This is a genomic window from Streptomyces lydicus (assembly GCF_004125265.1).
Taxonomy (GTDB): Bacteria; Actinomycetota; Actinomycetes; order Streptomycetales; family Streptomycetaceae; genus Streptomyces; species Streptomyces lydicus_C.
The window spans coordinates 343,725-370,223 of record NZ_RDTE01000001.1 but is presented as its reverse complement, the minus strand read 5'-3'; the positions used below and the strand labels follow the sequence as shown (position 1 = coordinate 370,223).

Genomic DNA, 26,499 nt, shown 5'->3' with positions numbered 1-26,499 from the left:
GCGCTGCGCGCCCATCCACTGTTCTCTGCGTACCCGACCATGGGCGACCGCGACCTGCGCGAGCACGATGCCGCGGCCGGTACCCCAGCAGCTGACGACATCGTCGAGGCTGCAAGGGCTGACCGAGCAGACCCCGACCTGGCCCATCTCCAACCCTCGGCTGTTCCGGCTGTTCGCCTCGGCCAGAGCCGGGGTCCCGGTCGGAGCCTTCTCCGTCCCTGCGCAGCCGGGTCTCCTCTCCAGGAGGCAGCGTGACACTGCGAGTAGACGTCGTCGTGCTCACCATGGGAGACCGGCCCGAACAAGAAGCCCTCGCCCAGAAGACGCTGCTGGCCCAGACCGGCATCAAGGTCAGGGTGTGCGTGGTCGGCAACGGGTGCACCCCGCAGGTCGTACCGTCCGGGGCGCTCACCGTCGCTCTGCCGGAGAACATCGGAATCCCCGGCGGACGCAACGCCGGCGCCGACGCGCTGCGCGCGGCCGGTGACCCCGCCGACTACGTGTTCTTCCTCGACAACGACGCCTGCCTGCCGCGCCCCGACGTCCTCGTCCGGCTCGTCGCAGCGGCCGAGGAACACCCTGAGGCTGCGTACGTGCAGCCGCGGTTGACCGGCCCGGACGATGCGACGGCGCCGCGCCGCTGGGTGCCCCGCCTTCGTGTGGGCGATCCGGGCCGGCCCGGGACCATCACCACCATGACCGAGGGCGTTGTCCTCGTCCGCCGCCGCGTGTTCGACGAAGTCGGCGGGTGGGAGAGCAGCCTCTTTCTGTACCACGAGGGGCTCGACCTGGCGTACCGGTGCTGGTCAGCGGGGTACACCGGCTGGTATGCCGCCGACATCCGCATGCACCATCCCGTGACCAGCCCGGCCCGGCACCGGCAGTTCCACCGGCTCGCCGCCCGCAACCGCATTTCGGTCGCCTACCGCAACCTCCCCGCCCCGCTCATCCCTCTCTACCTCACCGCGTGGACCGTCATCACCCTCGCCCGGGCCGCACGCGGCGGCGGACTGCGCGAAAGCCTGCGCGGCATGTATGAGGGCTGGACCACCCGCCACGCCCAGACGCGCCGCCCCATGGGCTGGCGCACCGTGGCCAGGCTGACCGCCGCCGGCCGGCCGCCGGTCATCTGACCGCCCACCCGCTGAACACCCTAGGAGGCCCACGTGACGATGCCGAAAGCACTGCTGGGCGTATTCGCCCACCCCGACGACGAGTCCCTGCTCGCCGGCGGCGTCCTCGCCCAGCACGCCGCCGAAGGCGCCCGCACCGGCGTCGTCACCGCCACATGGGCGGCGGACAGCCGCCGAGCGCCCGAACTCGCCGACGCCCTCACCACCTTGGGCGCCGGTGCCCCGCGGATGCTCGGCTACGCCGACGCCCGCAACCCCGAGTCCGCACCGGGCCAAGCCCGGCTCATCGACGCACCCCTCGACGAGGCCATCGGCCATCTGGTGGCGCATATCCGCGAGTTCCAGCCCGACATCGTCGTCGGGCACGACGCCCTGGGCCAGCTGACCGGACACCCGGACCACAGGCGCACCCACCAGATCACGCGCCTGGCCGTCGACGCCGCCGCCCTGCCGCACCTGTACCCCGGGGCAGGCGAGCCCTGGCAACCCACAGCCTTCTACGCAGCCACCCACCCGGTATCGGGGGTCAGCCGTCTCGGGCCTCTGCTCGAAAGCGTCGGCAAGACCATCCTTGCCGTACCGGACTCCCACGTCACCGCCACGGTCGACGTCGGTCCTTGGGCGGCGGTGAAGTGGCGCGCCATCTGTGCCCACCGCGGTGAGGTGGCTGCCCAGCGGCCGCTGCCCGGCCTCCTCGCGCGCCTCCCCCAAGACGCCCGCGACGACATCATCCGCACCGAGTACTTCACCCGCCTCACACCTGAGCCCGCCCACGGCACCTCGGACCGACTCACCACGTGACACGTGGCCGACAACTCGACTTGCCGGCCACCGCACTGATCGGAGAATGCGATGAGCACTCCCCTACCCGCCGAGCTGCCCGGCTCGGCGATGACCGACGAGGAGTACGGGGCCTACCGCGCGTCGGCCGCCCTATGGGCCGGCACCTCCGTGCTGGTCACCGACCAGCACGGAAAGGTCCTGATCCAGAGCGTCGACTACCGCGACACCTGCCTCCTGCCCGGCGGCGCCATCGATAGAGGCGAATCCCCCGCCCACGGCGCCGCCCGCGAACTCCACGAGGAGCTCGGCGTGCACACCGTGATCGCCCGCGGCCTCGCCGTCGACTGGGTCAGCGCCGCCCGTTCGAACGCCCCCGCCTCCATGGGGTTTCCGGGCGAGCTGATTCATGTCTTCGACGGCGGCACCTGGGACGACGAACAGATCTCCGCCATTCGACTCCCCGAGAGCGAGATCACGGCCGTCGACTTCGTCGAACCCGCCAGGCTGCCCGACCTGCTCTCCCCAGGCGACGCCCGCCGCGCCCTCGCGGCGCTACGCGCCCGCATCAACGCCGCCGGCACCGTCTTGCTGGACAACGGCCACCCGCTCACGCCCACCGCCTTGGACCGCGCCGGCATTCTGCACACGCCCCGAGCCCGTCACCACTTCGCCTTCCACGCCGCCCCGGTCCCGGACACGCTCACGATCCGCCAGTCCTGGGCCTGGATGTTCGCGCCGGATGGACGCATCCTGCTCCTCCTCGAGCCCGACACCGGCGCCCCGTGCCTTCCCGGCGGCACGCCCGAGCCCGAGGACCACGGCGATGCCGTCACCACCCTGCACCGCGAAGCGGCGGAGGAAGCCGCAGCCCACGTGACCAGGACCACGTACATCGGGTACGTGTCTGCCCCCGAACCCGCGGTGGCGCGGGTCCGCTACGCCGCGGTCCTCGCCTCCGTCGGCGTCGCGCCGGTGGACACGGCGACCCGCCGCACCTACATCCGGGTCCTGGCCACCCCGGAACAGGCCCTGCAGCTGTTCGACTGGGGTCCGGCCGCCGCGGACCAGCTCGCCGTGGTGCACCAGGCGCGCCACCGGCTCGGCATCCCCCGGGCCGCGCAGCAGCCCGTCACCGAACTCACCGCCCCCACCGCTTGGTAGTCCGTCCCGATCGCAGCGAACGAGGAAACCATGAACCACACCGCGCCCGCCTCCCCGCAGCCGGCCAAGCCCGGCCACCCCAGGTCCGAGGCCGTCGCACCGGTGACTACCGCACCAGCAGCCGGACAGGTAGCGGCTATCCGGACGGGGCACTGCCAGTGCGGGGACATCGCCTACCACGTGGCGGGAGACCCGATCGACCCCCACCTGTGCGCATGCCCTCACGACAGGAGGATCAGCGGCGGACCGGCCGTACTGTGGGCCGGCTTTCCCGCCAACTCCCTGCGATGGACGGGGCCTGGCGGGCAGTCGGCCTGGTTCTCGACCTGGCCGACCCTCCACCGTGGTTTCTGTGCGCGCTGCGGTACAAATCTGGTCTCCGTGGATGACACCGCGCCAGACATCGTGATGGTGACCGCGGGCAGCCTCACCGACCAGACCGGCACCGAACCCGTCGGCCACTCCTACCGCGAACAGACCCCGCCCTGGGCCGCCTTCACCCTTGCCCCCGACCCCACCGACCAGGCTCCCCAGCCCTCAGGAGCCGCATGAATGCCGCCATGGTCCGCCGTGCCGGACGCAAGGACGCAGCGGAGCTCGCCCGGCTGCGTCGCATCATGCTCGACAGCAACCGGCCCACCCCCGACGGGCCCTGGCTGACAGCGTGCGAAGCGGCGTTCGCGGAGTTCTTGGAAGGTCCCCGGTTCGCCGCCTTCGTTGTCGATGCACCGGAGGGGACCGGCCTCGCTTCCTGCGCGGTGGGTACCTACGTCCCGCGCTTCCCGAGCCACACCAGCGACCTGCCGTTCCACGGCGAGATCCACTCCGTCGCCACCGACCCCGCCTGGCGGCGCCGCGGCTTCGCACGCGCCATCATCACCGCCACCATGCAGTGGCTCGCCGGTGAAGGCTGCTCCTCAGTACGGCTCAACGCCTCCCCGGACGGACTCCCCCTCTACACCGACCTCGGCTTCATCCCGATCCCCGCCCCAGCCATGACCTGGAGATGTGAGTAGCGCCGGCAGCCGCCTCAACCCCGGTCGAAACCGACAGCGGCCCACACCCCCAGAGACCTGGCGTGTGGGCCGCCCGGTGCGCGACGAAATCCTGAAGAACTGAGCCCCTCGCGTCTGTGGTTGGCTCTGGCGTCCGGCGCCCTCGCCGCCGCGCCCCGCCGCCGCACGACCCGTGGGCAGCCTTCCGCAGCACGGGTGCGCAGCGGACCCGACGCGCTCCGACACCGTCATATGAACACGCAATGCCCTTCGAAAATAGATTCCCTTTGGTGCTGCCGTTCCAATCGGCAACCCTTCTCCCCCTTGCGCCGTGGCTCGATTAGCACTCTTCCCCGACGCGTGACGACGAGATGCGTCTATCCTTGATGGGCATTCAGATTCGAGTAATTTACATGCCGACCGCTTTGGGGGGTCTGTGCTTACAGGTCGACGCGCTTCCGCAGTAGCCGTCGTGACAATGATGTGTGCAGCGTTAATCAGCGGCGGCAGTGCACAGGCCGTTGGCGCCAACCCCTGGGGCTGCGGAGCCAAAGTGGACCATCCGCACCAGTCACACACCAATCCGCATGCTGTCAACGTACACGCGGATCTGAAGTGCACAAAAACACGAGTTCCCCGATATTCGATCCACGTCACCCTCTACCGGTCCCGCTGGTGGGGCTGGGAAAAGGTCGGAAAGACCGGCTACCTGAGCGGCACGAACAAGTACAAGGCCCGCACCGTAGCAAACTGGAAGCCACGCGGCGCCTGCCACCACTACAAAGGCGTGGCTGAATTCATGATCGCCGGTGGCTCCAAGAAAATCACTTCCACCGTGTTCAACTACAACATCGAGAAGATCAAAGGCAGAGACGAACTGTGTGTGAAGTGACCGAATCGCGGATGCTATGGCTGTTCCACGCGAACACCGACGCCCCGCACCCCCAGTTCACGCTGCTCGCGGTCGACGGGGCCGACGCGCTTCGGGCAGAGAGCGCCGCCACAGCAGCGTTCGAACGCACCGCTGCACCCCACTCCTGGCTCGCCGCATCCCCACCTGTGAGGCGGCGTCTGGTGCAGGACTGCCGTTCGGTACCAACGGTCGCGCTCATCCACCTGGCAGACCAGAATCCGGGCCACTCATCGGCCCAGGCCCTCCGGCTCTCCCTGGCGCAGCTCGCGGAGGAAGGCCCCTCGGGCAGTTGGTCCGGGACCGGTAGTCAACAGATCGCCATCACGCTGACGACCGTGCCCCATGGCGATGCTTCGATGGCCACGGAGGCCGTGCGAGCCGCACTGGGCCAGCGATTCGCCGGGGTCGCCGGCCCGGACCAGTGGCCCGGGCTACACATGCTCACGACCCTCACCAGCGTCGCATGCCAGGAGACCGCGGCCCTGGACCTCGCAGACGACGAGGACCTGCTCACCATCTATGACCAATACACAGTGGGCGAACTCAGCGCCGCCCCTTCACGGAACGGCAATGACCACGAGCCTGGCGTATAGCCTGCGCTCCGCGGCCTCACCGGCGTCGGTGGCAGCGGAACAGCCTTAGCGCTCATCACCCAGGGCAGCATCGCCCGCGGGGGGCGAGGGTGGAGGAGGTGAAGGAGTCCGCCTGCGGCATCTGTCGATGGAATGATCCCGCTATGGCATCGATTGCGCCGCTGACTTTCCCCCTACAGCTCGGCGACATCCTCCGGAGTGTGCTTCGCCTGCCGGAAGAAGAGGGCGAACCTGCGCTCATCCCGGTGCGGGCCGCCGAGCTCGTGGCCAGGGATGAGATCCTTGCCTGGCCGAACGGCAGAGTGACCCGCGACGCCTTCCCAACTGCTGGCGGGTGCGTCACCGTTGAGATCAACGGCACGGACGTCGACATCGACCCGGACGAGGTGGTCGAGGTGGCGTGTCTGTACGGGATGCTGCTACCAGCGGCATTTGTCGCAGGCGCGGATGTGTGCTGGCCCGATCAACGGCCGTCTGTGCTCCCCGAGGGCCGGGCCAGTGGCGCAGGCGGAGCGATGAAGGCCATGGAGGCCCGCTCTGTTTGGCTGTCATCCATCACTCACGCGCGGGCTACGGCGCCATCAGCAGCTCTTGCAGTTCGGTTAATGCGTGCTCGGTGCGGCGGTGTGCCGGAATCGATCGGCACAGATCCGTGGCGCGGCGGTGGATGAGTCCGGTGCGGTAGGCGGCCGGAAGGCTCTTCAGGACGTCGACCGTCTTCCAGCACGCTTGTTGGGTGTCGCCGTCCTTGTGGAGGCAGGCCGCGGCGTCGATGGCGAGCAGGGAGCGGGTCATGGTGCTGGTCGGGGCGGACAGGGCGAGGGCGCGCTGCTGGCTCTCCTGCGCGCGGCGGGTGTCGCCGAGGGCGGTGAGAGCGTGGGAGAGGTGGACGTGGTGCTTCTGCTCGCCGTGGGTGAGCCAGGTGTCCGCCCGGGCGGAGGGGGCGAGCTTGTCCATGAACGTGTCGGCGTCCCTCAGGGCCTGGCGTGCTTGTTCGGGCTGGTGTGAGAGGGCGTATGCGCGGGCGGCGACGGCGGCCGCAAGGGTCGCCGAGGCGGTCGGCCGGGTCCCGGCGATCTGCCGGGCCTGTTCGGCGAGCGCGGCGGCAGCCCGCGGGGCGCCGTAGTTGAGCGGGACCATGGCCTCGCGGGCGAGTACCCAGGCGTGTAGTTGGCGGTCCCCGGATTCACTGGCGGCCTTGGCGGCGGTCGCGAACCACTTCTTGGCCTGGTGGCGGGCTCCGAGGTCGTGGAGGATGATCGCGATCATCCCGGCCATTTGGCCGACGGTGTGGCACACCCTCATGCGGGTGGCGGCCGGCTGGGGACTGTCGAGGAGCGGTTGGAGGGCGGCGAAGTCGGCCGCGAGTTCGGTCAGGACTGTGGTCGGGGGTTGGCCGTGATAGCCGTAGCCGTGAGCTTCGGCGGCCAGTTCCAGGTCGGACAGCTCAGCCGGTTCGCTGTCGGCCGCGAGGGCGAGATCAACTGATCGGCGGGTGTCGGTCAGGGCGGAGAGGGCGGCGCCGGTCAGGCCGACGGCGAGTGCGCCGTGGAGTAGTTGGCGGCGGTTCACGGGGTCGTCTCCATCGTCGGACTCCAGATGAGGTGTCGGGGAGCGATGTTCCCAGGGTCGCGCAGCCAGGCCCAGAAGGGCACCCGGTATTTGAAGTCCGTCCGCGATGCGCTCGATCGTGCCCATCGCCGTCACCGTTGCCTCGCCGCGGGCGATCTTGGCGATGCGTTCGTGCTTCATCTCGCAGGCTTCGGCCATCCGGCAGTAGCTGACCTGGCTGTCATGCGTCATGGCGAACATGGTGGTGAAGTCGCGGGCCCGTGCGGCGCGGACGAAGTCCGGGTCGTGCAGGAGCTGGGGCGGGATCTGAGCTGGTGACGGACGTAAGTCGCCCACAAGTCCCCCTGGACTACGCATTGTGACGGAGTGTTGACGCCAGACGATACCCCCACGGTGGGGGGCCCACGGTGGGGGTTACCGAGCAGGGCTGCCACCGCTTGACTGTCGAGAGCCAAGGGCCGTGTCACACGGCCGCTGAACCCCTTCAAGGAGGACCTATGGCGTCCAAGTCCCAGCACGCCGCTGCCAGCACCTCGTCGCCGGAGCAGCCCAAGGAGGCCACCGGCCACGTCGTGGTCGCTGTTGACGTGGAGGACGAGGAGTAGTCCTCGCTCTTCTCGCGTCCTGATCTGGGCGCTCCTCCCGTCTCGTGGGCAATGGGCTCGGGAGGGGCGCCCCTCGCGCTTCACCGTGGAGGTGCAGTGATTCACGTGTACGTCGGGCCGACGCTGCCGGCGTCCGAGCCTGTGCTCGCCGTGCCGGGCGTGCGGGCGCTGCCGCCGGCACGGCACGGTGACTTCTTCGACACCGCGATCGGCGCGGGCGACACAGTGGTGCTGATCGACGGGGTGTACCACCAGGCGCCGGCACTGAGGCACAAGGAGATCCTGGCCGTGATGGGCCGGGGCGTCGTGGTGGTGGGTGCGGCGAGCATCGGTGCGCTGCGGGCAGCCGAGTTGGCGCCGTTCGGGATGGTCGGCGTCGGCCCCATCTTCACCGCGTATCTGCGTGGGGAGATCACCGGCGACGACGAAGTGGCGGTCGGGCAGGCTCCGGACGGCTCCTGGGACGCGCTGACGTGGCCGCTGGTCAATCTCCGGCACGTCCTCGAGCTCGCCGAGTCGGCCGGAGTGGTCGATGGTGAGCGGGCCTTGGGTCTTCTGGAAGCGCTGCGAGCGGTGTACTACCCGCAGCGCACGTGGGCCGCGGTGCGGGCCGTGTGCCGCCGCCAGGGAGAGACCGGATTCGCGCACTGGCTGGCCCGGCGTCGTGAGGAGGACCGGCACTTCGGTGACCTGAAGCGGGCCGATGCACTCGCTGCCGTAAGTGCTGCGGTGGGCGGCACGGCGGCGGCCGGCCGGAGGGACTTCGAGCCGTTGTTCTGGGAGACACCGTATTTTCGCCGCTGGTCCAACGCCGCCGCGCGGCGCCATGTGGGCGGCTTGGAGTTGGCCACTGAGGACTGCCTCGTCTACCAGCAGGTGTTCGACCCCGCGTTCAGCGAGAGGTGGACGGCCTACCTCGAACACCGCTCCCGGCATGGCGGCGATAGCGAAGCGGGACTGTCGTTGGCCGAGCGGCTGGCTGGGGTGACTAGTGGAGATCTGACCGCTGACCGTGTGTTCCACCCTCCGGTCAACCTGCATGACGAACAGACCGTGGCGCTGCTGCTGGCCGGCGAGACCCGGCACGACCGGCAGGCGGTCAGCCGGTACGCCAGTTCTCTTGAGCAGGCCCGCCGCGTGCGGCCCGGGTTCTCGGCTGAGGCCGTACGCGACGACCTCGTCCGCGAACTGCTGGTGCAGGTGTGGCGCTGCCCCGAGTCGGAGCTCGACGCGCAGGCATCTGCGCGGGGGCTGGTCTGCGCGGCGGCGGCGGTCCAGGCGGCCAAGCGGCTGGTCCCCGGGTTCCTGGAGGAGATCAAGACGAAGGAGGAGGCGACACATGGTGGGCGTTGAGGGGCTGGTGGCGCTGCCGGGTACGGTCCGGGCCCGAGCGCCCGAGGAGACCTGGGAGGTGCTGGCCGGTCGGCTGCCGGAGTTCGGCATCTCCCGGGTCGCGGACCTGACCGGACTGGACTGCATCGGGCTGCCGGTCTGGACTGCGATCCGGCCCGCTTCGCGGACCCTGTCCGCGTCGCAGGGCAAGGGCGGCACACATCTGCTCGCGAAGCTGTCGGCGATCGTGGAGGCGATCGAGCTGTGGCACGTCGAACAGCCGCTGCCCACCGCGGCGGTCGGCCCGGCCGTCGAGGTGGCCCCTGACTGTCCGGTGGCTGCGCTGCCGCTGACGGTGCCCTGCCCCGAACCCGTGCTGTCCCGGATGGTGTGGGAGTGGGCGGCCGGCACCGCCCTGGTGAGTGAGGAGAGGGCGCTGCTGCCGGTCGACCTGGTGCGCCGCCGGGGGCAGCGGCCGGAGTGGACCCCAGACGTGCTGCGCGCGACCAGCACCGGACTGGCCTGCGGGAACACCCGGGAAGAGGCGCTGCTGCACGCGCTGTTGGAGGTGGTGGAGCGGGACGTCCTCTACTGGGACGGGCAGGCGGACGGGCAGCAGCGCACGCTCATCGACCCCAGATCGGTCGACGACCCGCACGGCCAGGAGGTCATCGCACGTCTCGCCGCGGCGGGCATGGCGCTGGAGATCGCGCTGGTCTGCGGTCCCTATGGGCTGCCGGTGTGTGTGGCCTACCTGTGGTCGGAGGACTACCCGGTCGTCTTCGCCGGCGGTGGCTGCCATATCCAGCCGGAGATCGCACTGGCCCGGGCGATGACCGAGGCGGCGCAGTCCCGGCTGGCCGCCATCGCAGGGACCCGGGACGACCTCCCCAGCAACCCCGGCAGCTTCCATGCCCTCTCCTTCCGCCCCGCGCGGACAGACGGCCTGGCGAACTGGGCCGCGACCACCGGCAGCTTCCCGCCGAGCAGCGGCAGCTTCGCTGATCAGGTCAGGGACGTGGCCGGTCGCCTCGCGCACGTCACCGGGCACGAGCCGGTTGCCCTGGACCTGTCCGCCCCCGACGGCCCCCTTCACGCCGTGCAGGTCATCTGTCCCGGCACCCGATCCCGGATCAGAAGGTCGATGCCCCGATGAACACCCCCGAGGCCGCCAATCGGTCGGCTCAGTACGACAGTTTCTACTCCGCGCGCGGCCGCACCGATGTGGTCACCCGCCTGTACGCTGCGGCCATGGGCGAGGACTACCCGGTCGAGATCGCCGCCTCCAGCTCCTGCGACTGGTCCCTGCTCGGCCTGCTGACCGCGCGCCTGCGCCTTCGCCCCGGCCAGCTCCTGGTGGACGCCGGATGCGGCGCCGGCGGCATCGGCCTGTGGCTGGCCCGCGCCCTCACCGTCCGCCTTGACGGCTTCGACCTCTCTCCCGTCGCCACCGCACAGGCCACCAGCCGCCGCGCTCACTTCCTCGGCACCACGGGCGACCGCGCACTCTTCCGCGTCGCGGAGCTGGAGCACACCGGCCTGCCCTCTGGCCACGCCCACGGCATCGTGTGCGTGGACGCCCTCGGGCGGGCCGCCGACCGCGGGGCGGCGCTGCTCGAGCTCGGCCGCGTCCTTGCTCCGGGCGGGCGTCTGGTCGTGACCCGCGCGCTGCGGCGCGGCGCCGAACCGGCGTGGCTCGATCAGGTCGCCGCTGCCGGGCTGAGGCAGGAGCACCTGGACGACCGGCCCGAGGAACCCGCGATGTGGCAGCGGCTCTACCGATCGTGGATCGTCCACGCCGACGAGCTGCGGCGCGAGCTGGGCGAGGGGCCGGCCCAGAACATGCTCCGCGAGGCACATAACACACTGCCCACGCTGCGCGGCCGTCGAGCCGTCGTGCTGACGTTGCAGCGCCTCCCGGACACCCCGGCCGGGCCGGAACCGGCCGATAGGATGGCCGGGGCCGGCCGAGAGACCGGCATCAGGAGCACACCCAGCGAGAGGACCCAGCAGTGACCCAGCACCGCGTCCGTGCGGCCGTCTTCTCTGCCGGGTCCTGGGGCACCGCCGTGGGAAAGATCATGGCGGACGCCGGCGCCAGCGTGATCATGCACGCCCGGCGTGAGGAGATCGCCACCGCGATCAACACCGAGCGCCGCAACCCCGGCTATTTCCCGGACACCGAGCTGCCCCCCGCGGTGGTGGCAACCACCGACCCGGCCGTTGCACTGGACGGCGCGGACTTCATGGTGCTGTCCATCCCCGCGCAGTCCCTGCGGGCGAACCTCGCCGCCTGGGCCCCCCACATCAGCCCCAGGACCGTGATCGTGTCGCTGATGAAGGGCATCGAGGCCAGCAGCGGGCTTCGGGCGAGCCAGATCATCGCCGAAGTGACCGGCCTTGACGCCGAACGGATCGCGGTCCTGTCCGGCCCGAACCTCGCTGGGGAGATCATGCGCGGCCAACCCGCCGCGGCCACCGTGGCCTGCCCCGACGAGTCGGTCGCCCACCGTGTCCAGCATGCCTGCCACACCCCGTACTTCCGGCCCTACACCAGCACCGACGTGATCGGCTGCGAGCTCGGCGGCGCGGTCAAGAACGTCATCGCGCTCGCGGTCGGTATCGCTTCCGGCATGGGCCTGGAGCACAACGCGCAGGCCATGCTCATCACCCGCGGGCTGGCGGAGACCAACCGGCTTGCCGTGGCCATGGGGGCCCACCCGGCCACCCTCACCGGCCTCGCCGGTACGGGCGACCTCGTGGCGACCTGCTCCTCCCCGCTCTCACGAAACCGCACCTTCGGCACGCTCCTCGGCCGCGGTCTGACCGTCGAAGAGGCGACCGCCGCCACCCGCCAGACCACCGAAGGCGTCAAGAGCGCCGAGGCGATCCTCGCCCTGGCCCACACCCACGGCGTCGAGATGCCGATCACAGACGTCATCTCCGCCCTCCTCCTGGAGAAGGTCACGCTCGACCAGGCCGCGGCCACCCTGATGCAGCGGCCCCCCAAGCCCGAGCACTGACCCCGCGAGCCCGACCCGGGCCCGCCGCCCTCACCTTCACCCTCCCCACACGGAGGCCATCGCCATGCACGGATCCGTGCTGTCCGCTGTCCAGATCACCGCCACCCTCGCCCTCGTAGCGTGGATGATCACAGGCTTCACCCCCCTGCCCGGCCGCTGGCTGCGTTGGAAGATGTTCTGCCGCGCCACCTTTACGATCGTCCAGCTCAGCGGCACCAGCAAGGACGGCCGCACCGAGCCGGTCAACATCTACGACCACCTCTCACCTGGCTCCTTCATCCTCGGACCGCCCCAGCTCCAGGCGATCCTCGACCATCTCACCCGCAGCGACCGCTACGACCGGATCGACGGACACGGCCGAGTGCTGTCCGCTGACGGTGAGCGGTCCGTGAAAGTGAGGGACGGCCGTGTGGTTCTTTGACGCGCTGGCCTCCGGCTTTCAGCACCCCACCGACCCCGGCCGCCTCCAGCAGTTCCGCATCGTCTTCGGTGCCGTACTCACCGCCCGCTTCGTGCTCTCCTTCGGCCAAGGCGGCTGGACCCGCCTCGTCCCCGGCTCCCTCACCCTCCATCTGACCGAACAGCGCTTCGGCCCCACCAGGGCCCGCCTCCTCGCGTCCGTATACCGGCCCGCGCTCGTCATCCGCATGATCGCCGCCGTCGCCCTGGCGGCAGGGCTCGTACCCCGCCTGTCCCTGCTCGTAGTCCTGGCCGGCGCCGCGATGGAAATGCTCTACCTCAAAAGCCCCAACGCCGTGCGCTACACCCTGCTCACCGGCGCCTGCCTCCTCGTCGCCGGAGACCTCGGCCACGGCCTGAGCATCGAGCACACACCGAGCACAGCGAACACATGGGCGCGGTGCCTCCTCGTACTGATCACCACAGACATCTACTGGAACAGCGCCTGGCAAAAGCTTCGCAGCGACCAGTTCCGCAGCGGCCTCTACCTGGCCCAATGGGTCCACACCTACAGCCAGGTCAGAGACCAGCTCCCCCACCGCCGCGGTCAATACGCCGTCCCCGCCATCGTCCGCCGCCACATGGGCAACCTCACCCACCACGAAATCCGCCTGTGGCGTCTGATCGCAGCCATCGTCATCGCAGCGGAACTCGCCCTGCCGGCCGCGCTGCTCATCCCGCAGACCACGCCGTACGCGATCGCAGCCGGCATCATGATGCACACCGCGTTCAGCTGCCTCAAGCCTCGCCAACTGGTCACCTTCTCCGGGCTGACGACCGGCACCTATTTCTCCTTCATCACCTAGCCGACCGCAGAGCCCGTGGGCTCGGTCAGCCCGGTCAGCCCGGACCTGGAGCTGACCGAGCCCACCCCCGGAGCGATGGACGAGCCAGCCTTGCCCCCGCTGGGCAACCTCCTCCCGCGCCCGATTTCTCCGCTAGCCTGACCGACGATGCCCATGGGGTCGGGACCGAAGCCGGGAAGAAGATCACGTCGTGTCAGTCCTTATCGCCGGCGGAGCCGGCTACATCGGGAGCACCGTCGCATCAGCCTGTCTGGAACGGGGCATCACCCCGGTCCTCCTCGACAACCTCACCCGGGGACGCGCCGAGTTCACTGCAGGCCGGATCTTCTACGAAGGCGACATCTCGAACGGCGCCCTGATCGACCGGATCCTGTCAGAACACCCGGACATCTCCACTGTGGTGCACTGCGCGGCACTCATCGTGGTGCCGGAGTCCGTGGTGGACCCGATCGGCTACTACGAGGCGAACGTCAGCAAAAGCCTGGACTTCATCCGCCACCTCCACCGCAACGGGCACGACCGCCTGATCTTCAGCAGCTCGGCCTCCATCTACCGGGCGGAGGACGGCTCTCCCGTCACCGAGGATTCTCCGTTAGCGCCGCAGAGCCCCTACGCCCGGACCAAGGCGGTGTGCGAGGAGATGTTCGCCGACATCGCCGCGGCCGGGAAGATGAGGGTCCTGTCGCTGCGGTACTTCAACCCGGTCGGCTCCGATCCCCTGCTGCGCACCGGTCTTCAGCTCAAGCGGCCCAGCCACGCGCTGGGGAAGTTGATCCAGGCCCACCAGGAGGGCACGCCCTTTCCGGTCACCGGCGTGAACTACCCGACCCGCGACGGGACGGGCATCCGTGACTACGTGCACGTATGGGACCTCGCCGCGGCCCACATCGCAGCGATCGATGGCTTCGACTCCATCCTGACCGAGTCGAAGCCATCGATCGCCATCAATCTGGGCACCGGTTCCGGCACCACCGTCCGGGAGCTGTGCGCCGCATTCAACCGCGTCGTGAGCACTCCCCTGGCCACGGTCGACTCCGACCCGCGCCCCGGTGACGTTGCTGGCGGGTATACCCGGAGCGACCGGGCGGCGACGTTGCTGGGCTGGACGCCGAAACTGTCCCTGGAGGAAGGCATCCGGTCCGCCCTGGACTGGATCCCGGTGCGCGACGAGATGCTGAAGGACTGAGCCCTCTCACCGTCACCCCTGCGGAGGATCCAGGCCTTGGTGCCGGCGCCCTTGCCACCTGCCTCGGCGGTTTGGGCGCGCTTCTCGTACCGCTTGCCGCTGCGCGAGTGCGCGGCCCGGTGCCGATGGTCGCTCTCCCCGGCGGCCCGGATCGCCAGGCCCGGGTGTCCGAGGTCTACGAGCAGGCCGTCGCCACCTATCGAGCTCTCACCCGACCTCCCTGCCCCTTCCCACACTGCACCCGCCGACCGCACCGTGGCCGAAGAGCGGGGAGGCGGCGGCTACGACGGACATACGGCGGGTGCGGCATGGCCTTAGGGTGACGTCGAGGACACACAAAGCGAAGGAGATGAGGGCAGGGATGGGGGCACACGAGCACAAGCCGGTGGAACTCCCCGGGGCCCGGTGGATGCCGAGGGACAGCCAGTCAACCAGCCGCTGCTCGCGGCGTTGATGGGAGCGGCAATCGGCGGCTGCACGGAGTGTGTGCCGCGGCTGCTGGAGCAGGTAGCGGACGAACCGGCCTGTGTGGGCCGCCTGGTGGAGTTGACCCGGCTGTTCTCGATCCGCATGAACCGGGGTGAGCTCCCCGGGTTCATGACCGACGATGACGATCCATCCGGCCCAGCCGCACCGGAGTTCAAGCGTCTGGTGCGCGCCGTGACCGCGGCCGAGCCGGTGGCCATGCTGTGCGAGCAGATGACGGGTGCCGAGCGGCGCGCGGCGGCCGGCACTGCCATCGAGATGCTCATAGGGCAGCTGAAGGTCACCATCTCGACCGGATCCGATGACAGCAAGACACTGGCCGAGATATGCTGGGCATTTGCGGTGGGGCTGCTCAACTGGTATTTCTCCGGTACACCGGTGGCCCAAAGGGAGTTCACAGAGGCCTGGAAGCAGCACGCCTTCGGCCATCGGGAGGCGAAACTGCCGGGCAACGGCGTCGATGCGCTGGCGCTGCTGCTGGGCGCTCTCCTTCACCACCAGGCCCGTCAAGACCAAGTAACCGGCGAAGACTTGAGGCTGCTGGTGTTCACCCGCGTTCTGCCCATGTTGGAGAGCCCGGAGTGTGCTGGAGCCGTGCTGGCCGCGTTCGTGGCGCCGCCCCAGAACTACATGATCACGGCGCCAATCAAGCGCTACGCCCGCAGTAACCCGGAGATCCTCGCCGAGCTGTGCCGCTACCTCCGTTTCGCGCTCACCGAGCACGTGAGGGACTGCCCTCACGGCTTGCGCGAGGCCGGCCACGCCTGCACCCTGGCGCACCGCGGGCCCGCCCTCCTGGACCAGGACGCAGGCCAGCCGGTCGCCGCGCCCACGCCGGAGGAAGGCCGTCGAGTCGCCCTGCCTCGGATCGGCTTCCGTGAGGACGAGCCGGCCGAAGACGCGCCCGCCGGCCACGCCGCCGGCCACGTGTGGCAGATCAACGTCGCCCGAGTCGTGCTGGAGCGGTGGGACGCCGACGCTGCGCAGTGGAACGAAGCGATCTCCGAGGACTCCTCGGTAGGCGAGCCGAACTATCAGCACGAGGTCGGCTTGGAGTCCTTGTGCTGCCCGTCCTGCGGCAGCCACGGCCCGTTCCTTGCCGAAGGCTCCTGGGGCGATCCGTTGACGTTGCACTGCCGCTGCGGTGTGACCATGATGTCGCCGCTCGACGCCCGCTCCGACGATCTGGGCCGGCGCCTGCTCCAGCGGCTGATCTTGTGCGAGGCGGATCCGGCCTACGCGGCCCGCCGACTGCTCACGCCTCTGGCGGAGTTCCGGGAGCGTGAGCACAGGGCTCGGGAGAGCAGCTGGTATCGCGGGCCGGACGACGAGGACGTGGCGGTCGTCGAGGCCGTCGACCTGGACTGCGGTGACCTCATGGCGGCCCTGACCGGCGCGCTCAAGCCGCGCCTGCCCAAGCGGCACGAGGGCGGGGCGCTCACCCTGCTGCTCCTGCAGATCCTGGAGGCACTGTCCGCTCCGGCCGTCCGCGACAGCCCGGACGGCCAGCACCTCACCGGGGCCGTACGTGACCTGCTGACCGACCTGAAAGAGGAGAGCGACCGGTGGGCGCCGACCCGGGCTCCGGACTTGCGCTGAAGTCGATCCACGGAGGTGACCGCCGTTGACTCGTTGACAGCAGTTGCTGTGGGTTCCTTCGTCGGCGCCGTCGAGGACGGCCTGGAGGGCGCCGCGGGCGCGCACGTGCGCTACACACCCCGATGGACACCTGGGCGCCAGAGCGGACAGGCTGTTACCGGCTCACGGTTCCGCGCTCTATCCCGGACGAGTGGTGCAACACCCTGTTCGCGGCGCTGCCGTCGAACCGGGACCGAGCCACCTCAAAACGTTGCGCCGACGGGTGCGGTACGGCGGATGCCCTGAAATCGGCCGGCCCAGAGTCGCAGGCCGCGCTTGATCTCGTCCCCGCCACCGCCCATCCACCATAGCCACCCCGTAAACGCGGCAAAGCCAGCCGAGAAGGTCGCTGACGTGGTGGAAGAGCCAAGGATTTGCGCCAGCATCAAGAGAAGGTTGCTGATGCTCATCAGGCCGTAGAACCGGTGCCGTGGGAGGCGGTTTGTGAGAAGCAGAGCGCAGCAAACTACGACGAGACTTGCCTCGGACGGAGCGGGTGCCAGCACCGGAATCCCTCCAGGAATTGGCATGGCGGCACTGTCGACGGCTGGAGGACCGGAAGTCGACTCCACCGCCCAGTGAGGGCGAGAGCAATGATCATGCACGCACTGACCCGTGTCTGGAGACAGGACACGCGGAAATAACCGCTGTACCGATGGTCCCGGAGGCCGCACGAGCGCTCACCGCGCCGTCACATTTCAGCGGGAGACCGCCTCGGTGCGGCCGGAGGCCTGATTGCGTCGCCTACGGAGACGAGCGGGTTACCCCCGGCCCGGGGTCTCCCGCTGTAACACGACGGCGTCCGACATCGCGGTGAGCCACCTCCTCCTGCATGCCGCCTCCGACGCACCATCCGGGCCCGCACCAAGGGCAGCTTGGAATTCCCCGGACGATGCGATGAGCGACGACGCACGGCAGCCGGACACCCGGCGGCTGCCCACCCCTCGCCCCGATGCCGGCGCCCTCAGCCGAGGGCGCCGGCGGCCCCCGGACACGGCCACGACGGACACCGCGGACGGCACGTGGGGCGGACTCGTCTGCTCGGCCCGCCGGATGCCGGGCGTCGTGGTCGCGCTGGTGCCCGGCCTGCGCGCTGTCTGTTCCTATCCGCAGGTGCGGTCAGTCCGTATCGTCTTCGTGTCGGCGGCCGTGGAACATCATTGAGGTCCCGCTTTCAGGCAGGTACCACCCGTCCGCGACCATGTACGGCGGGATGTACGTCGGGTTGGTGTCGGTGTTCAGCTTCGATTCCGCGTCGGTGACGTCCCGGATCACCCGGCGCTGGACCTCCCGGAAGCCGTAGCCGTCGGGTCCGTCGACCTCCCAGGTGATGTCGCGCAGTACGACCTCGTGCTCGCTAGGATCGTGCGTCGCGGTGGCGGTCTCGATCATGGGATGGGCCTCGATCAGCCCGCCGTACAAGCACAGGACGATGAGGAGCTGGCAGACGCGGTCGGCGAACTCACCGAAGCCATACTCCTGGCCGCAGCCGCAGGACGGGGCATGGGCATGGACATCGAATTCCACCTCGTAGGGTTTGCCGGTCAGCGCATACGCGGGCAGGGCCTGGGTCTGTCCGCTTGGGCAGGGGTGCGCGGTGTCGAACAGGTTGATCCACACCTTGACGCTCGTGGCCGCGAATCCCGTGTATTCGGCTTCGAGGGCCTTCTCAAGGCGCTGGTGGGCGGCGTAGGCCTTCTCGTCGACGTTCTTCCAGCCCTCGCCGAGCCGGTGTCCTGCCAGGTGAAGGAACTGGTTGGTCAGCAGCGACAGTTCATCGAGCGTGGGGAGCGGCCCGTCCGTCGTGCCAGGGCTGGTCTCTTTCGCCGGGACCTGGTCCTCGGCGCCGGAGGGGCTGGGAGAGGGCCAGACCTGGGTGAGGTCGTCTTCGGGGCCGGCTCGGCGGACCAGCGCGATGTCGGACAGCGTCAGCCCGAACACGGAATGGCCGTCCCATACCCTCAGCCACGGCAGATCCCGGGGGCCGGTGCTGTTCGGGTGGACGCTGGTGGCGTCGACACAGATCTGCACGGGTTCGGGAAGCTGTCCGTCGGGACCGAACCACAGCACGTACACCCTCGTTTTCGAGGAGAGGTACTGCTGTGCCTGGCGCAGTGCGTAGGGGGCGTGGTCCGATGGAATCCACCAGCCGTTGCGGTCCCACGCCTGGTCGGCGTCGACCGCTTCGCACCCGTCGAGGTCGTAGAGGGCTTCAGCCGCCTGCTGGCGGGCCTCATCCCGGACCGCACGGCACAAGTCGTTCGCGGGCGTGGTGCTGCCCAGGCCCTGGGCATCGGCCCCGGATACGGCTGCGCCGTCCCAGACGGGGACGCCGGGCGGAGTGAAGGGGATCTTGCCCAGGATGACAGCGACCTGGTTCGCGCGGTCGATGCCGTGGGTGAGGTGGGCTTCGGTTCGGCTCCGGGTGGGGCGGTCATCGTCGGGCTGTGCTCCGTACCGGCGCCGGGGGTCGTCGGGTTCTTCCTCGAGGCTGTGCCCGAGGAGCATCGGGAACAGCTGGTGCTTGAGGATTGCTTCGAGTCCGTACTCGACATTCGAGGCGTCCCCGGTGACGGCGAACGGCTTCATGGTCTGTTCGAGTCCGTCGCTGAGAGACTCGACGACGTGGAAGGGGCCGCGGTGGCGGTCGCGCTCGTGGCCCTGGCTCGTAAAGGCCACAGCAAAAGCAATGGCGGCTGGCCACAGAGCGTCCCTCCAGCGCACTCCGGATTCCCGGCACAGGGCTTTCGCCGCGGCGCGGGCGGTGGGGGCGTGGCCCTCGACGGCGTCGACGAGCGCGGCCAGGGTCGCGCCGGCGCCCAGGTGCTTGAACGCCGTGTGCCGGTGGGCGGGCGGCGGGAGCCAGATCCAGGACCTCTCCAGCGGCTCGCCCCAGCGTTCCATGACGATCGGCCAGCCGCCGCGGTTGTTCAGTTCGCGGGCGAGCCGGGTACCCAGGTTAGGGCCGCAGGTCAGGGCGAGGACGGCCGCGACGGCGTCCCATCCCGCCGGAGCAGCCAGGTCGTCGTGAAGGAGCCGGTCGAGCTTGACCGCGAGGTACGGGAGGTCGGTGCGGTAGGCCTGGTCGCCGTCGAAGATGCAGGCGGGGCATACGGGGACGGCACTGGGCGAGTTCTTCAGGAGATGGTGCTCGGGGTACCGGTCTCCGCAGATCGGACACGGCGTGGTGGAGAACTCTTCCGCGCCCCGGACCCGGCGGAGCCGGGTCTTGCCGAGTTCGGTGTCCATGCGGCGCGCGGTGATACGGACGGCTTCGGTGGAACAGTCCGCGAGGCCGTCATCGAAGTCCTCGACGGTGGCGTTGCCCGACGGACACACCGACATCAGGTACAGCGGCTTGGTCAGGTCGGATTGGTCCGGGTCGTCCGGATCGAGTTCACCGCCGTCGGCGTCGTCATCTGCACGTCCCACGGTCAGGCTAAGTCCCGCGACGGGCCCTGCGTACGCAGTGAGGCCGAAGCAGTCCACCTCGGGCTCGTGGCGGCCGGCGCCCCAGCCCAGGAGACGGAACTCGGCAACCAGGGCCTTCAGGTAGTCCTTCCCGAGCATGGGGCCCGGGACGCGCTTAGCCGCAGCCGGGGCAGTGAGGATCCGGACGGCTTCGGCGCGACCGGCCGCGTCCAGGACCGGGGGCAGCAGGTTGTGCTCGGCTGCGTCGACGACGCGCTCCAGAGCCCGCTGGTATCCGCAGCCCGTCGCCTTGTTGAGCGCCCGGGCGATCTGCTGGCGGTTGGTGATGTTCTTCGATGACAAGACAGCTCCTGCACGCTCCGCGCCATGCCGCCCCACCACGACAAACGCCGAGTGCGCAAGGGCGGTCAAAGACGATGGAAGCGCCGTGCATCACCGTTGCGTCACTTCCCAGCGGCAGCTGGGTTCACCAGAGCCCGGAGGTGGGTCCGGGCAAGGCACGCCTCAAGGTGAAATGCGTTCGCACGATGGTACCCCGGACGCCCGCGCTGCGTTCAGGCCGAGCAGCGGGCAGACTATCGCGCTCTGACCGGCGACTCCGCCGACAACATCCCGGGCCTGCGCGGCGTCGGCCCGAAAGCAGCCGCGCTGCTACTGGCCGACGGAAGGCGCCTGGAGAACATCCCCGCCGACGAACTTCGCCCGGCCTGGACCGAAGGTTGTGGTGACCTCCGGCTTCCGACGCGCCGGGACGAGTCCGCCACCTCGTGCCGATGAGAAGGAGCGCGGCCCTCGTCCTGGTGCTCCACGGCCAGACACATCCACCACCATGCCCTGCCTCCGAGCAAGCGACGGACGCCAGATGATCCTCAAGGGCAATGTCACGGCACGCAGCTGACCCAACTCACTCCGGGCAACACCACCGCGCGGGGCGAGGAGCCTACGGCCCACGCAGGTTGCACCACCATGTGAGCCTCGGCCTGTCTCGTCGGGCGAAAGGTGTAGAAGGACCACCGCTTTGGAAGGGCCTGCGTCCGCCACCTCCACCGCAACGGCGTTGACCGTCTGATCTTCAGCTCCTCGGCTTCCATCTACCGGCCGAGGACTACGTCACCTTCCTTCCAGGCAGCGGCAACCGGTACGGTCGGGGGCTTCAGGACGGTAGCCCGTGCAAGACGGGCCTACCGGTGCATGAGCCCGAGGAATGCCTGTGCCCAAGAAGCGACGCAACGTCCCGCTGCTCGACCCGGTGGGCGGGGTCCAGCCCAACGTCAGCGAGGTCGACGACGGCGATCCGGCGAAGTACGCGCTTGGCTGTCCCGAATGCGGCGCGGAGCTGGGCCGGCATCGCTTTCTGCCGCTCGCCCGGCGCACGTTCGAGGAGCATGTGGACGAGGAGCACCCCTCTGTGGCCAGCCCGCTCGACCAGATCCGCACTCTGGTCGATCTCGCTGAGACCGAGCCGGGAACCTGGGTGTGCGAGGTAGCCGGGAACGTCTACACGGTCCACGAGGTGGAGGACGGCAAGTACAAGGTCGAGATGCCCAGCCTCAACTCCACTGTCGACGCGGACCTGGGCCGCCTCGACGAGGCGCGCATCGTGATCGGAGGGCACGCGGGCGTGGTGTCCACCGCGCTGGGGCTCGCAGCCACGATGGCGATGCGTCGAACCGCACCCGAAAATGCGATCCCCCTCAGCTGACCGCGCCGCAGGGCTGCAACGGAACCCGGCACTGACGGAAGCCGCGACCGCCACCAAGGTCGTCGACGGCTCTGCCCCAACCTTGGCCCAGGCCCGCGCTACCTAGTCATCGGCGACCACGACATCCAGCAGATCTGCCGCACGCTCCACGCCGACCCGGACAGCCTCTACCCGCACACCGAGGACGTACGGCAGTACCTCGCCGCAGGGCACCCACTTCGCTGCCTCCGGATCCGCCTCGACCCGGGCGACCGCTACATCGCCCCGACCGAGTTCCTGCCCCACGACGGCTCGACCGCCGGAACCGATCGGCCGTCCATCGCCGCCTTCTGGCTCGGCCGACTCCCGAACATGTCATGAACGATCAGCCACAAGACCGCGCTCGAAGGTTCAGGGAGCCGGGACCCAGACTCGACGCCGCCCGCGCTCGACTCCCCGTCGCCTGACCCACGCTCGGCATATGAGCTCGATGGGAGGACGAGCGGCTCAACCTCGTGTCATTGGCTCCTGCACGCAGCACCCAAGCCGAACAGATCCTGCGAGGACTGTGGCGAGGACGCCCCCTCTCCCCGTTCGTACGTCACCACATCAATGTGCTGGGCCGGTCAGTAGCACCTGGCGTTTGCCCAATTCAGGGCAAGGGCGACAGACTCCTTCGTCATGACGACGACTCAGCCCGCACAAGGGGTCACCGCCGCAGCCGCCAGCCGGCGCGGCACCCGGGACCACAATGCCGACGGATGGGCCATCCACACCTACCCGGTGGCGGAGTTGACAGCTGCGGTGGTGGTGGACGGCATCGGGAACTCCCCCGAGGTGGCTGAACTCTCCCAGCTCGCGGCCCACGTGGCCGCCCGGGTCGGAGTCCGCAAGGGCCGGATGGCCGGCCTCCTCGCCGCAGCGGAGCTGTACAACGATCCGGGCGCCACGGTCGTCGAGCCAGACGCGGTCGCCGTCCTCGCTCTGGCCGAGCCGGGCGAGGGCACACTCCTCTCGTGGGTCGGCGACTGCCGGGCCTGGGGCTTCGACGGCCGGCAACTCAGGCAATACACCACCGACCACTCCATGGGCGAACACTTACGCTACAACGGTGGCAAGTGGATCGACCTGGCGAAGGCGCGGCTGCACGATAACTGGGTGCTGGCGACTTTGGGCAGGGCGGTCGTGGCCAGCGTCTGCCAGGTGGACATCCCCGACCCACTGGTGGTCCTCACCTCTGACGGCGTGCACGATAGCCTCGACGAGGAGGAACTCGACGGCTTGGTCCACGCCCACCCTGATGACCCGCAAGCCCTGGCGGACGCCCTCACCACCGCCGCACGGGCCGACAAGAAGGGGTATCGGGACGACGCCACCGCGGTCGTCCTGCGGCACCACTGCTGATCAGCGCCTGCCGCCATGGGGCGCAAGCAGGCTGGTGACTTCGGCGATCGCCTCCGCCGAGGGGCGAAAGTACTTCCGTACGTTCTCCGGCTTCTTGTGCCGGACTTCGCCATCAGCATCGGCTGGCTGGCGCTCTGGCCACCAAGGTGGGTGAGGCCGGAAGGCCAGCGCTCGTGCAGGTCCCAGCCTGCCCGCCATCCCGCCGGCAATCGTGTGGGCGTCCAGGAGGACGTGGGGCCAGGCGCGTACGCCATCCGCCACAGCGTCTCCTCCCGAAGATGGATGTCCCGGTCGGCGATCAGCCGGTCGATCGAGCGGATTGAGAGCTCGGAGTCCGGCCAACTTCAGGCCAAACACGAGGGGCGGCGGGGCCGGCGTCGCGGTAGAGCTGACGGATGCCACGGACGATGTCGTCATGGTCGCTCAGGTCGATGTAACCGGGATCGACCGCGTGCCCGATGAGGCCGAAGAGCATGTGCATCCGCTTCTGTCCTGCAGGGGTCGGCGAGGTCGCGTCAGTGCTGCCTGCCAGACATTCGGCGATCCGGCCGGGCCACGGCATGAAGGTGGGTTCCGGAACGGGCTGGCCGGACCGCGCGGCGAGTTCCGCGGCTCGGGCATTGATACTCGATGCGTTGGCGGAGCGGTCGGCGCGCTGCTGCAGATCGGGAATGGCCAGGAGCCGGCGGGCCAGGGCGACGATCTCGTCCTGGTGCTGGTCGGCCCACAGGACTTCGGCGCGGCGGTCGCGCTGGGAGCGGTAGTAGTCCACGCGGTCGGCTTGGCTCAGGCGGTCGCCGTAGGTGTCGTCGAGGTCGGTGCGCAGCTGCAGGTACCGGCGTTCGGCGGACTGGCGGGTTCGCATCTCCAGCGCGGTGGCCACCCGCGCCCAGGTGACGCTCTTCGTGCGCGCTGCGCCGATGATGCGCCCCTCGTCGAGCTGCAGCTTGTCGCGCAGGGATCGGATCACCAGGAGCGCGGCGAGCAGGTCCGTCTCGGTGGTCTCGTCGGCTGCGTGCCGTTCGATGAGCCGGGTCACCTGGTCGTACTTGGCTGCCACGTCGCTCAGGAGTCCACTGCTTCGCAGTGTGGTGATGGTCTTGGCGAGCTCGCCGGCCCACTCGCCCTCGCGCGGGGGCTGCGGGGTCAGCAGGTGCTGCCACGCGTAATGGCGATTGGACTCGGCTTCGGCTTGTTCGGGTGATGTCGTCTGACGGGCGACGCTATTTGTCGTCTGACGGACGACATTTTCTGAAGGCATCTAAGCTGTTGCTCCGTAAATTAGAAAGCGGAAGCAAAAAAGAATTACTCGCTGGCCCTGTCTTCGGCGGGCACCTGGGCCTCCTCAGCGGCCTGCGCGGGAATCTGCGGCGCCTCGGCCGGGGGGCGCCGGCGGCGCCGGCGCCGCAACGTCTTGTGGATCTGAGCGCCGCTCCAGCTGGTCACCGCAACGGCGAGACCTGCGACGTACGCGGGCCAGGCTTGTGTCAGAACGTTGGTCATTGCAGGTCAACGCACACGTCGCCTTCGGTGTGCGTCGTGCTCCTTTGCGCTTGGTGTCGGGCGTGGCGAGGTCGTGCCCAGCGTTGGGCAGCTGGACGAGACGTCCGGGTTGGGATCGTCCGACGAACATTCTTATGCCATACGCCTATGCAAAGCGGTCGCCTTTCTGACGCCTGCGCTATTCGCCAGGGTTCGCCACCCTGTGCGCATGCGAGATGCGGCAATTATGCGCATTGAATCAAATCGAACAAAAGCGGAATGGGCACCTCGCGGGATACTCTGCTAAGAGTGGCGGCCTTCATTTCGGGCGTGCCGGGCATCGTGCACGGATTCTCCAGCGCGGCCATCAGATCCACCGGAGGCTGCGGCTCAAGTACCTAGGCGTAATTGTCGTGGAGCCCAGTGATGTCGACGCCGACTTGCCTTGCCGTGCACACCATGGTCCCTGGTGCTCCCGCGCGACCCGCGACGCGGTCCTCGCCGACACCGACGGCCTGGGAGCGGGCACGCGCCGCGACGGACAACGGCGACGCCTCCACGCTTTCAGGCCCTACGCATGCCTGTGGATATCCGAGGTGGAATCGTTCGACGAGCGTGAAATATCTTCAGATTCTCCGGTCTCTCGACAGGGAGGGGGCTCCGGGGAGCAGACTCTCCATACCCACCCCGGAGAGCTGGGCAAGAACCCCCGATTGGATCTCAAGGAGCCACCATGCATGTCGTCGTCCACGGCAGCGCTGCCCGCTATGTCCTCGCCGCGTAGCAGGCCGCCCCTGCCCCTGCCCCTGCTGACGTCGATGTCATTTTTGCGGACGGCAGCAGGGAGGAGGCGGAGCGGGTGGCCTGCGCGTGGGCTGAGAGCCATGGTCTGGGCCACCTGCCCTTGGACCTCAAGCACACCTACGCCGGCCGCTCCTCCCGCTCCGGCGGGCAGCAGGCGATCCGCGTGCCCGTGCCCTGGAGCAAGAGCAACGGGCACGTCATCGTGCTCAGCGCAGCCGAGGTCGCGGTGGAGTGGGAAGAGGTGCAGCACCTGTCCTCCCTCGTCCGCTCGGAGCTTCCGGATCGGCAGCTCCGAGCGGAGGCGGCGCGTGGTTACTTCCGCCTCACCGTGGTCACGGCCCCGGGCGAGGTGGGTGAATGGGACGATTACATCGAGGGGCTGACGGCTCTTCGGAACTCGGCCGCGAAGCATCCCCGTGCCTGGTCGGTGATCCGGGAGTCCGCCCCGTGGGGGCGGGAGGTCGACCAGCTGATGGCTCACGGGTGCACTCCGGACCCGCAGTGGGCGGGCAGGCTCCAGGGGGGCTCTCCCGCCGCCGCCGGCGGAGCTGTCGTTATCGCCCTGACGAAGCGGGGTATGGAGCAGCCCTACGGCGACTGGCCGCAGCCCGGGCAAACCCGACCCTCGCCCCGGGGGCTGGCGTTGACCCGCAACGCCCAGCACCGACGCGAGATCGCCCGTCAAGGCGCCGCGGAGTTCGCGACGCTGCCGACACTCGCCCAAGCCCTCGGCCTGGGCGGCGAGGGCCCCACCACGACCCCAACGCCGTAGAAGCCAACCAGCTCGCACCGCGAACCGACTCAGATGCTCCGAGCCTCACGGACTCCTGTCTGGGACCTACTTGCGGTGCGAAATTGGCGAGTGGCATGCCACATGTTTTCCACTCCTGCCTCTCTGTACGTGCAATTGCACAACGACGCCGCGTCCGTCCACTGCTGTTGACCAGCAGGGATGCGTGGATACCGTCAGGTCGACCCCCGCCGGGGATGCTGCGCTGTCTACGGTGAGGC

General features: G+C 69.3%; 25 protein-coding genes and 1 pseudogene. 20 read left to right on the top strand and 6 right to left on the bottom strand.

Annotation, left to right across the window (positions count from 1 at the left end):
* The first annotated feature begins 251 nt into the window (after positions 1–251).
* The 7 genes from D9V36_RS01580 (at position 252) to D9V36_RS01550 (ending at position 5,578) form a co-directional block, all read left to right on the top strand.
* Positions 252–1,133, top strand: coding sequence for a glycosyltransferase family 2 protein (locus D9V36_RS01580; protein WP_241720640.1), 882 nt, complete (start codon positions 252–254; stop codon positions 1,131–1,133).
* 39 nt (positions 1,134–1,172) lie between these two features.
* Entirely contained in the window at positions 1,173–1,934 is a 762-nt protein-coding gene (locus tag D9V36_RS01575; protein ID WP_129292268.1) for a PIG-L deacetylase family protein, read from the top strand.
* 51 nt (positions 1,935–1,985) lie between these two features.
* Positions 1,986–3,077 carry an NUDIX domain-containing protein gene (locus D9V36_RS01570; RefSeq protein ID WP_241720639.1) on the top strand — a complete coding sequence of 364 codons (1,092 nt, stop codon included), beginning with the start codon at positions 1,986–1,988 and terminating at the stop codon, positions 3,075–3,077.
* Between the two features lie 30 nt (positions 3,078–3,107).
* On the top strand, positions 3,108–3,629 hold the full coding sequence (locus D9V36_RS01565; protein ID WP_129292097.1) for a GFA family protein: 522 nt from the start codon (positions 3,108–3,110) through the stop codon (positions 3,627–3,629).
* Complete coding sequence (locus tag D9V36_RS01560) at positions 3,626–4,093, top strand: GNAT family N-acetyltransferase (RefSeq protein ID WP_206739574.1); 468 nt, start codon at positions 3,626–3,628, stop codon at positions 4,091–4,093. The genes D9V36_RS01565 and D9V36_RS01560 overlap by 4 nt, the downstream gene beginning before the upstream one ends.
* Positions 4,094–4,544: 451 nt before the next feature.
* Positions 4,545–4,964, top strand: coding sequence for a hypothetical protein (locus D9V36_RS41650; RefSeq protein ID WP_241720638.1), 420 nt, complete (start codon positions 4,545–4,547; stop codon positions 4,962–4,964).
* Positions 4,961–5,578, top strand: a complete 618-nt coding sequence (locus D9V36_RS01550) for a hypothetical protein (protein WP_129292096.1) — start codon at positions 4,961–4,963, stop codon at positions 5,576–5,578. The genes D9V36_RS41650 and D9V36_RS01550 overlap by 4 nt, the downstream gene beginning before the upstream one ends.
* Positions 5,579–6,148: 570 nt before the next feature.
* On the opposite strand, the gene D9V36_RS01545 is transcribed toward D9V36_RS01550, so the two are convergent.
* On the bottom strand, positions 6,149–7,486 hold the full coding sequence (locus D9V36_RS01545) for a hypothetical protein (RefSeq protein ID WP_129292095.1): 1,338 nt from the start codon (positions 7,484–7,486) through the stop codon (positions 6,149–6,151).
* A gap of 365 nt (positions 7,487–7,851) precedes the next feature.
* On the opposite strand from D9V36_RS01545, the gene D9V36_RS01540 reads away from it, so the two are divergent.
* The 8 genes from D9V36_RS01540 to D9V36_RS01505 all read left to right on the top strand — a co-directional run bounded on the left by D9V36_RS01540 (position 7,852) and on the right by D9V36_RS01505 (position 16,646).
* Positions 7,852–9,108, top strand: a complete 1,257-nt coding sequence (locus D9V36_RS01540; RefSeq protein ID WP_129292094.1) for a TfuA-like protein — start codon at positions 7,852–7,854, stop codon at positions 9,106–9,108.
* Complete coding sequence (locus D9V36_RS01535; RefSeq protein ID WP_129292093.1) at positions 9,095–10,243, top strand: YcaO-like family protein; 1,149 nt, start codon at positions 9,095–9,097, stop codon at positions 10,241–10,243. The genes D9V36_RS01540 and D9V36_RS01535 overlap by 14 nt, the downstream gene beginning before the upstream one ends.
* A complete protein-coding gene (locus D9V36_RS01530) occupies positions 10,240–11,103 on the top strand; it encodes a class I SAM-dependent methyltransferase (RefSeq protein ID WP_129292092.1) in 864 nt (287 codons plus the stop codon). Before D9V36_RS01535 ends, D9V36_RS01530 begins: the two co-directional genes overlap by 4 nt.
* Positions 11,100–12,110 (top strand): NAD(P)H-dependent glycerol-3-phosphate dehydrogenase, encoded by a 1,011-nt coding sequence (locus D9V36_RS01525; protein WP_129292091.1) that lies wholly within the window; start codon positions 11,100–11,102, stop codon positions 12,108–12,110. The genes D9V36_RS01530 and D9V36_RS01525 overlap by 4 nt, the downstream gene beginning before the upstream one ends.
* A 64-nt stretch (positions 12,111–12,174) precedes the next feature.
* Positions 12,175–12,531 carry a hypothetical protein gene (locus D9V36_RS01520; RefSeq protein ID WP_129292090.1) on the top strand — a complete coding sequence of 119 codons (357 nt, stop codon included), beginning with the start codon at positions 12,175–12,177 and terminating at the stop codon, positions 12,529–12,531.
* Positions 12,518–13,375 (top strand): hypothetical protein, encoded by an 858-nt coding sequence (locus tag D9V36_RS01515; protein ID WP_129292089.1) that lies wholly within the window; start codon positions 12,518–12,520, stop codon positions 13,373–13,375. The genes D9V36_RS01520 and D9V36_RS01515 overlap by 14 nt, the downstream gene beginning before the upstream one ends.
* 190 nt (positions 13,376–13,565) lie before the next feature.
* Positions 13,566–14,561 carry a UDP-glucose 4-epimerase GalE gene (galE, locus tag D9V36_RS01510; RefSeq protein WP_129292088.1) on the top strand — a complete coding sequence of 332 codons (996 nt, stop codon included), beginning with the start codon at positions 13,566–13,568 and terminating at the stop codon, positions 14,559–14,561.
* Between the two features lie 405 nt (positions 14,562–14,966).
* The gene (locus tag D9V36_RS01505; protein ID WP_129292087.1) at positions 14,967–16,646 is read left to right on the top strand and encodes a hypothetical protein; all 1,680 of its coding nucleotides are present in this window, start codon (positions 14,967–14,969) and stop codon (positions 16,644–16,646) included.
* 242 nt (positions 16,647–16,888) lie between these two features.
* Here D9V36_RS01505 and D9V36_RS01500 read toward each other — a convergent pair whose 3' ends face one another.
* The gene (locus D9V36_RS01500; protein ID WP_129292086.1) at positions 16,889–17,095 is read right to left on the bottom strand and encodes a hypothetical protein; all 207 of its coding nucleotides are present in this window, start codon (positions 17,093–17,095) and stop codon (positions 16,889–16,891) included.
* Positions 17,096–17,582: 487 nt separating this feature from the next.
* Between D9V36_RS01500 and D9V36_RS01495 the strand changes: the two genes are divergently transcribed.
* Positions 17,583–17,849 carry a hypothetical protein gene (locus tag D9V36_RS01495; RefSeq protein WP_129292085.1) on the top strand — a complete coding sequence of 89 codons (267 nt, stop codon included), beginning with the start codon at positions 17,583–17,585 and terminating at the stop codon, positions 17,847–17,849.
* On the opposite strand, the gene D9V36_RS01490 is transcribed toward D9V36_RS01495, so the two are convergent.
* The gene (locus D9V36_RS01490) at positions 17,805–20,459 is read right to left on the bottom strand and encodes a hypothetical protein (RefSeq protein ID WP_129292084.1); all 2,655 of its coding nucleotides are present in this window, start codon (positions 20,457–20,459) and stop codon (positions 17,805–17,807) included. The two genes, D9V36_RS01495 and D9V36_RS01490, sit on opposite strands and share 45 nt — an antisense overlap.
* Before the next feature lie 222 nt (positions 20,460–20,681).
* On the opposite strand from D9V36_RS01490, the pseudogene D9V36_RS42935 reads away from it, so the two are divergent.
* A pseudogene (locus D9V36_RS42935) lies at positions 20,682–20,894 on the top strand (5'-3' exonuclease H3TH domain-containing protein); the annotation flags it as partial.
* 433 nt (positions 20,895–21,327) lie between these two features.
* A complete protein-coding gene (locus D9V36_RS01480) occupies positions 21,328–21,819 on the top strand; it encodes a hypothetical protein (protein ID WP_129292083.1) in 492 nt (163 codons plus the stop codon).
* Between the two features lie 102 nt (positions 21,820–21,921).
* Here D9V36_RS01480 and D9V36_RS01475 read toward each other — a convergent pair whose 3' ends face one another.
* Positions 21,922–22,104 carry a hypothetical protein gene (locus tag D9V36_RS01475; RefSeq protein ID WP_129292082.1) on the bottom strand — a complete coding sequence of 61 codons (183 nt, stop codon included), beginning with the start codon at positions 22,102–22,104 and terminating at the stop codon, positions 21,922–21,924.
* Between the two features lie 375 nt (positions 22,105–22,479).
* On the opposite strand from D9V36_RS01475, the gene D9V36_RS01470 reads away from it, so the two are divergent.
* The gene (locus D9V36_RS01470) at positions 22,480–23,202 is read left to right on the top strand and encodes a PP2C family protein-serine/threonine phosphatase (protein WP_129292081.1); all 723 of its coding nucleotides are present in this window, start codon (positions 22,480–22,482) and stop codon (positions 23,200–23,202) included.
* Positions 23,203–23,500: 298 nt separating this feature from the next.
* On the opposite strand, the gene D9V36_RS01465 is transcribed toward D9V36_RS01470, so the two are convergent.
* On the bottom strand, positions 23,501–24,463 hold the full coding sequence (locus D9V36_RS01465; protein WP_129292080.1) for a hypothetical protein: 963 nt from the start codon (positions 24,461–24,463) through the stop codon (positions 23,501–23,503).
* Between the two features lie 44 nt (positions 24,464–24,507).
* Positions 24,508–24,705 carry a hypothetical protein gene (locus D9V36_RS01460; protein WP_129292079.1) on the bottom strand — a complete coding sequence of 66 codons (198 nt, stop codon included), beginning with the start codon at positions 24,703–24,705 and terminating at the stop codon, positions 24,508–24,510.
* A gap of 838 nt (positions 24,706–25,543) precedes the next feature.
* Between D9V36_RS01460 and D9V36_RS01455 the strand changes: the two genes are divergently transcribed.
* Entirely contained in the window at positions 25,544–26,260 is a 717-nt protein-coding gene (locus D9V36_RS01455) for a hypothetical protein (protein WP_129292078.1), read from the top strand.
* The last annotated feature ends 239 nt before the right edge of the window (positions 26,261–26,499 follow it).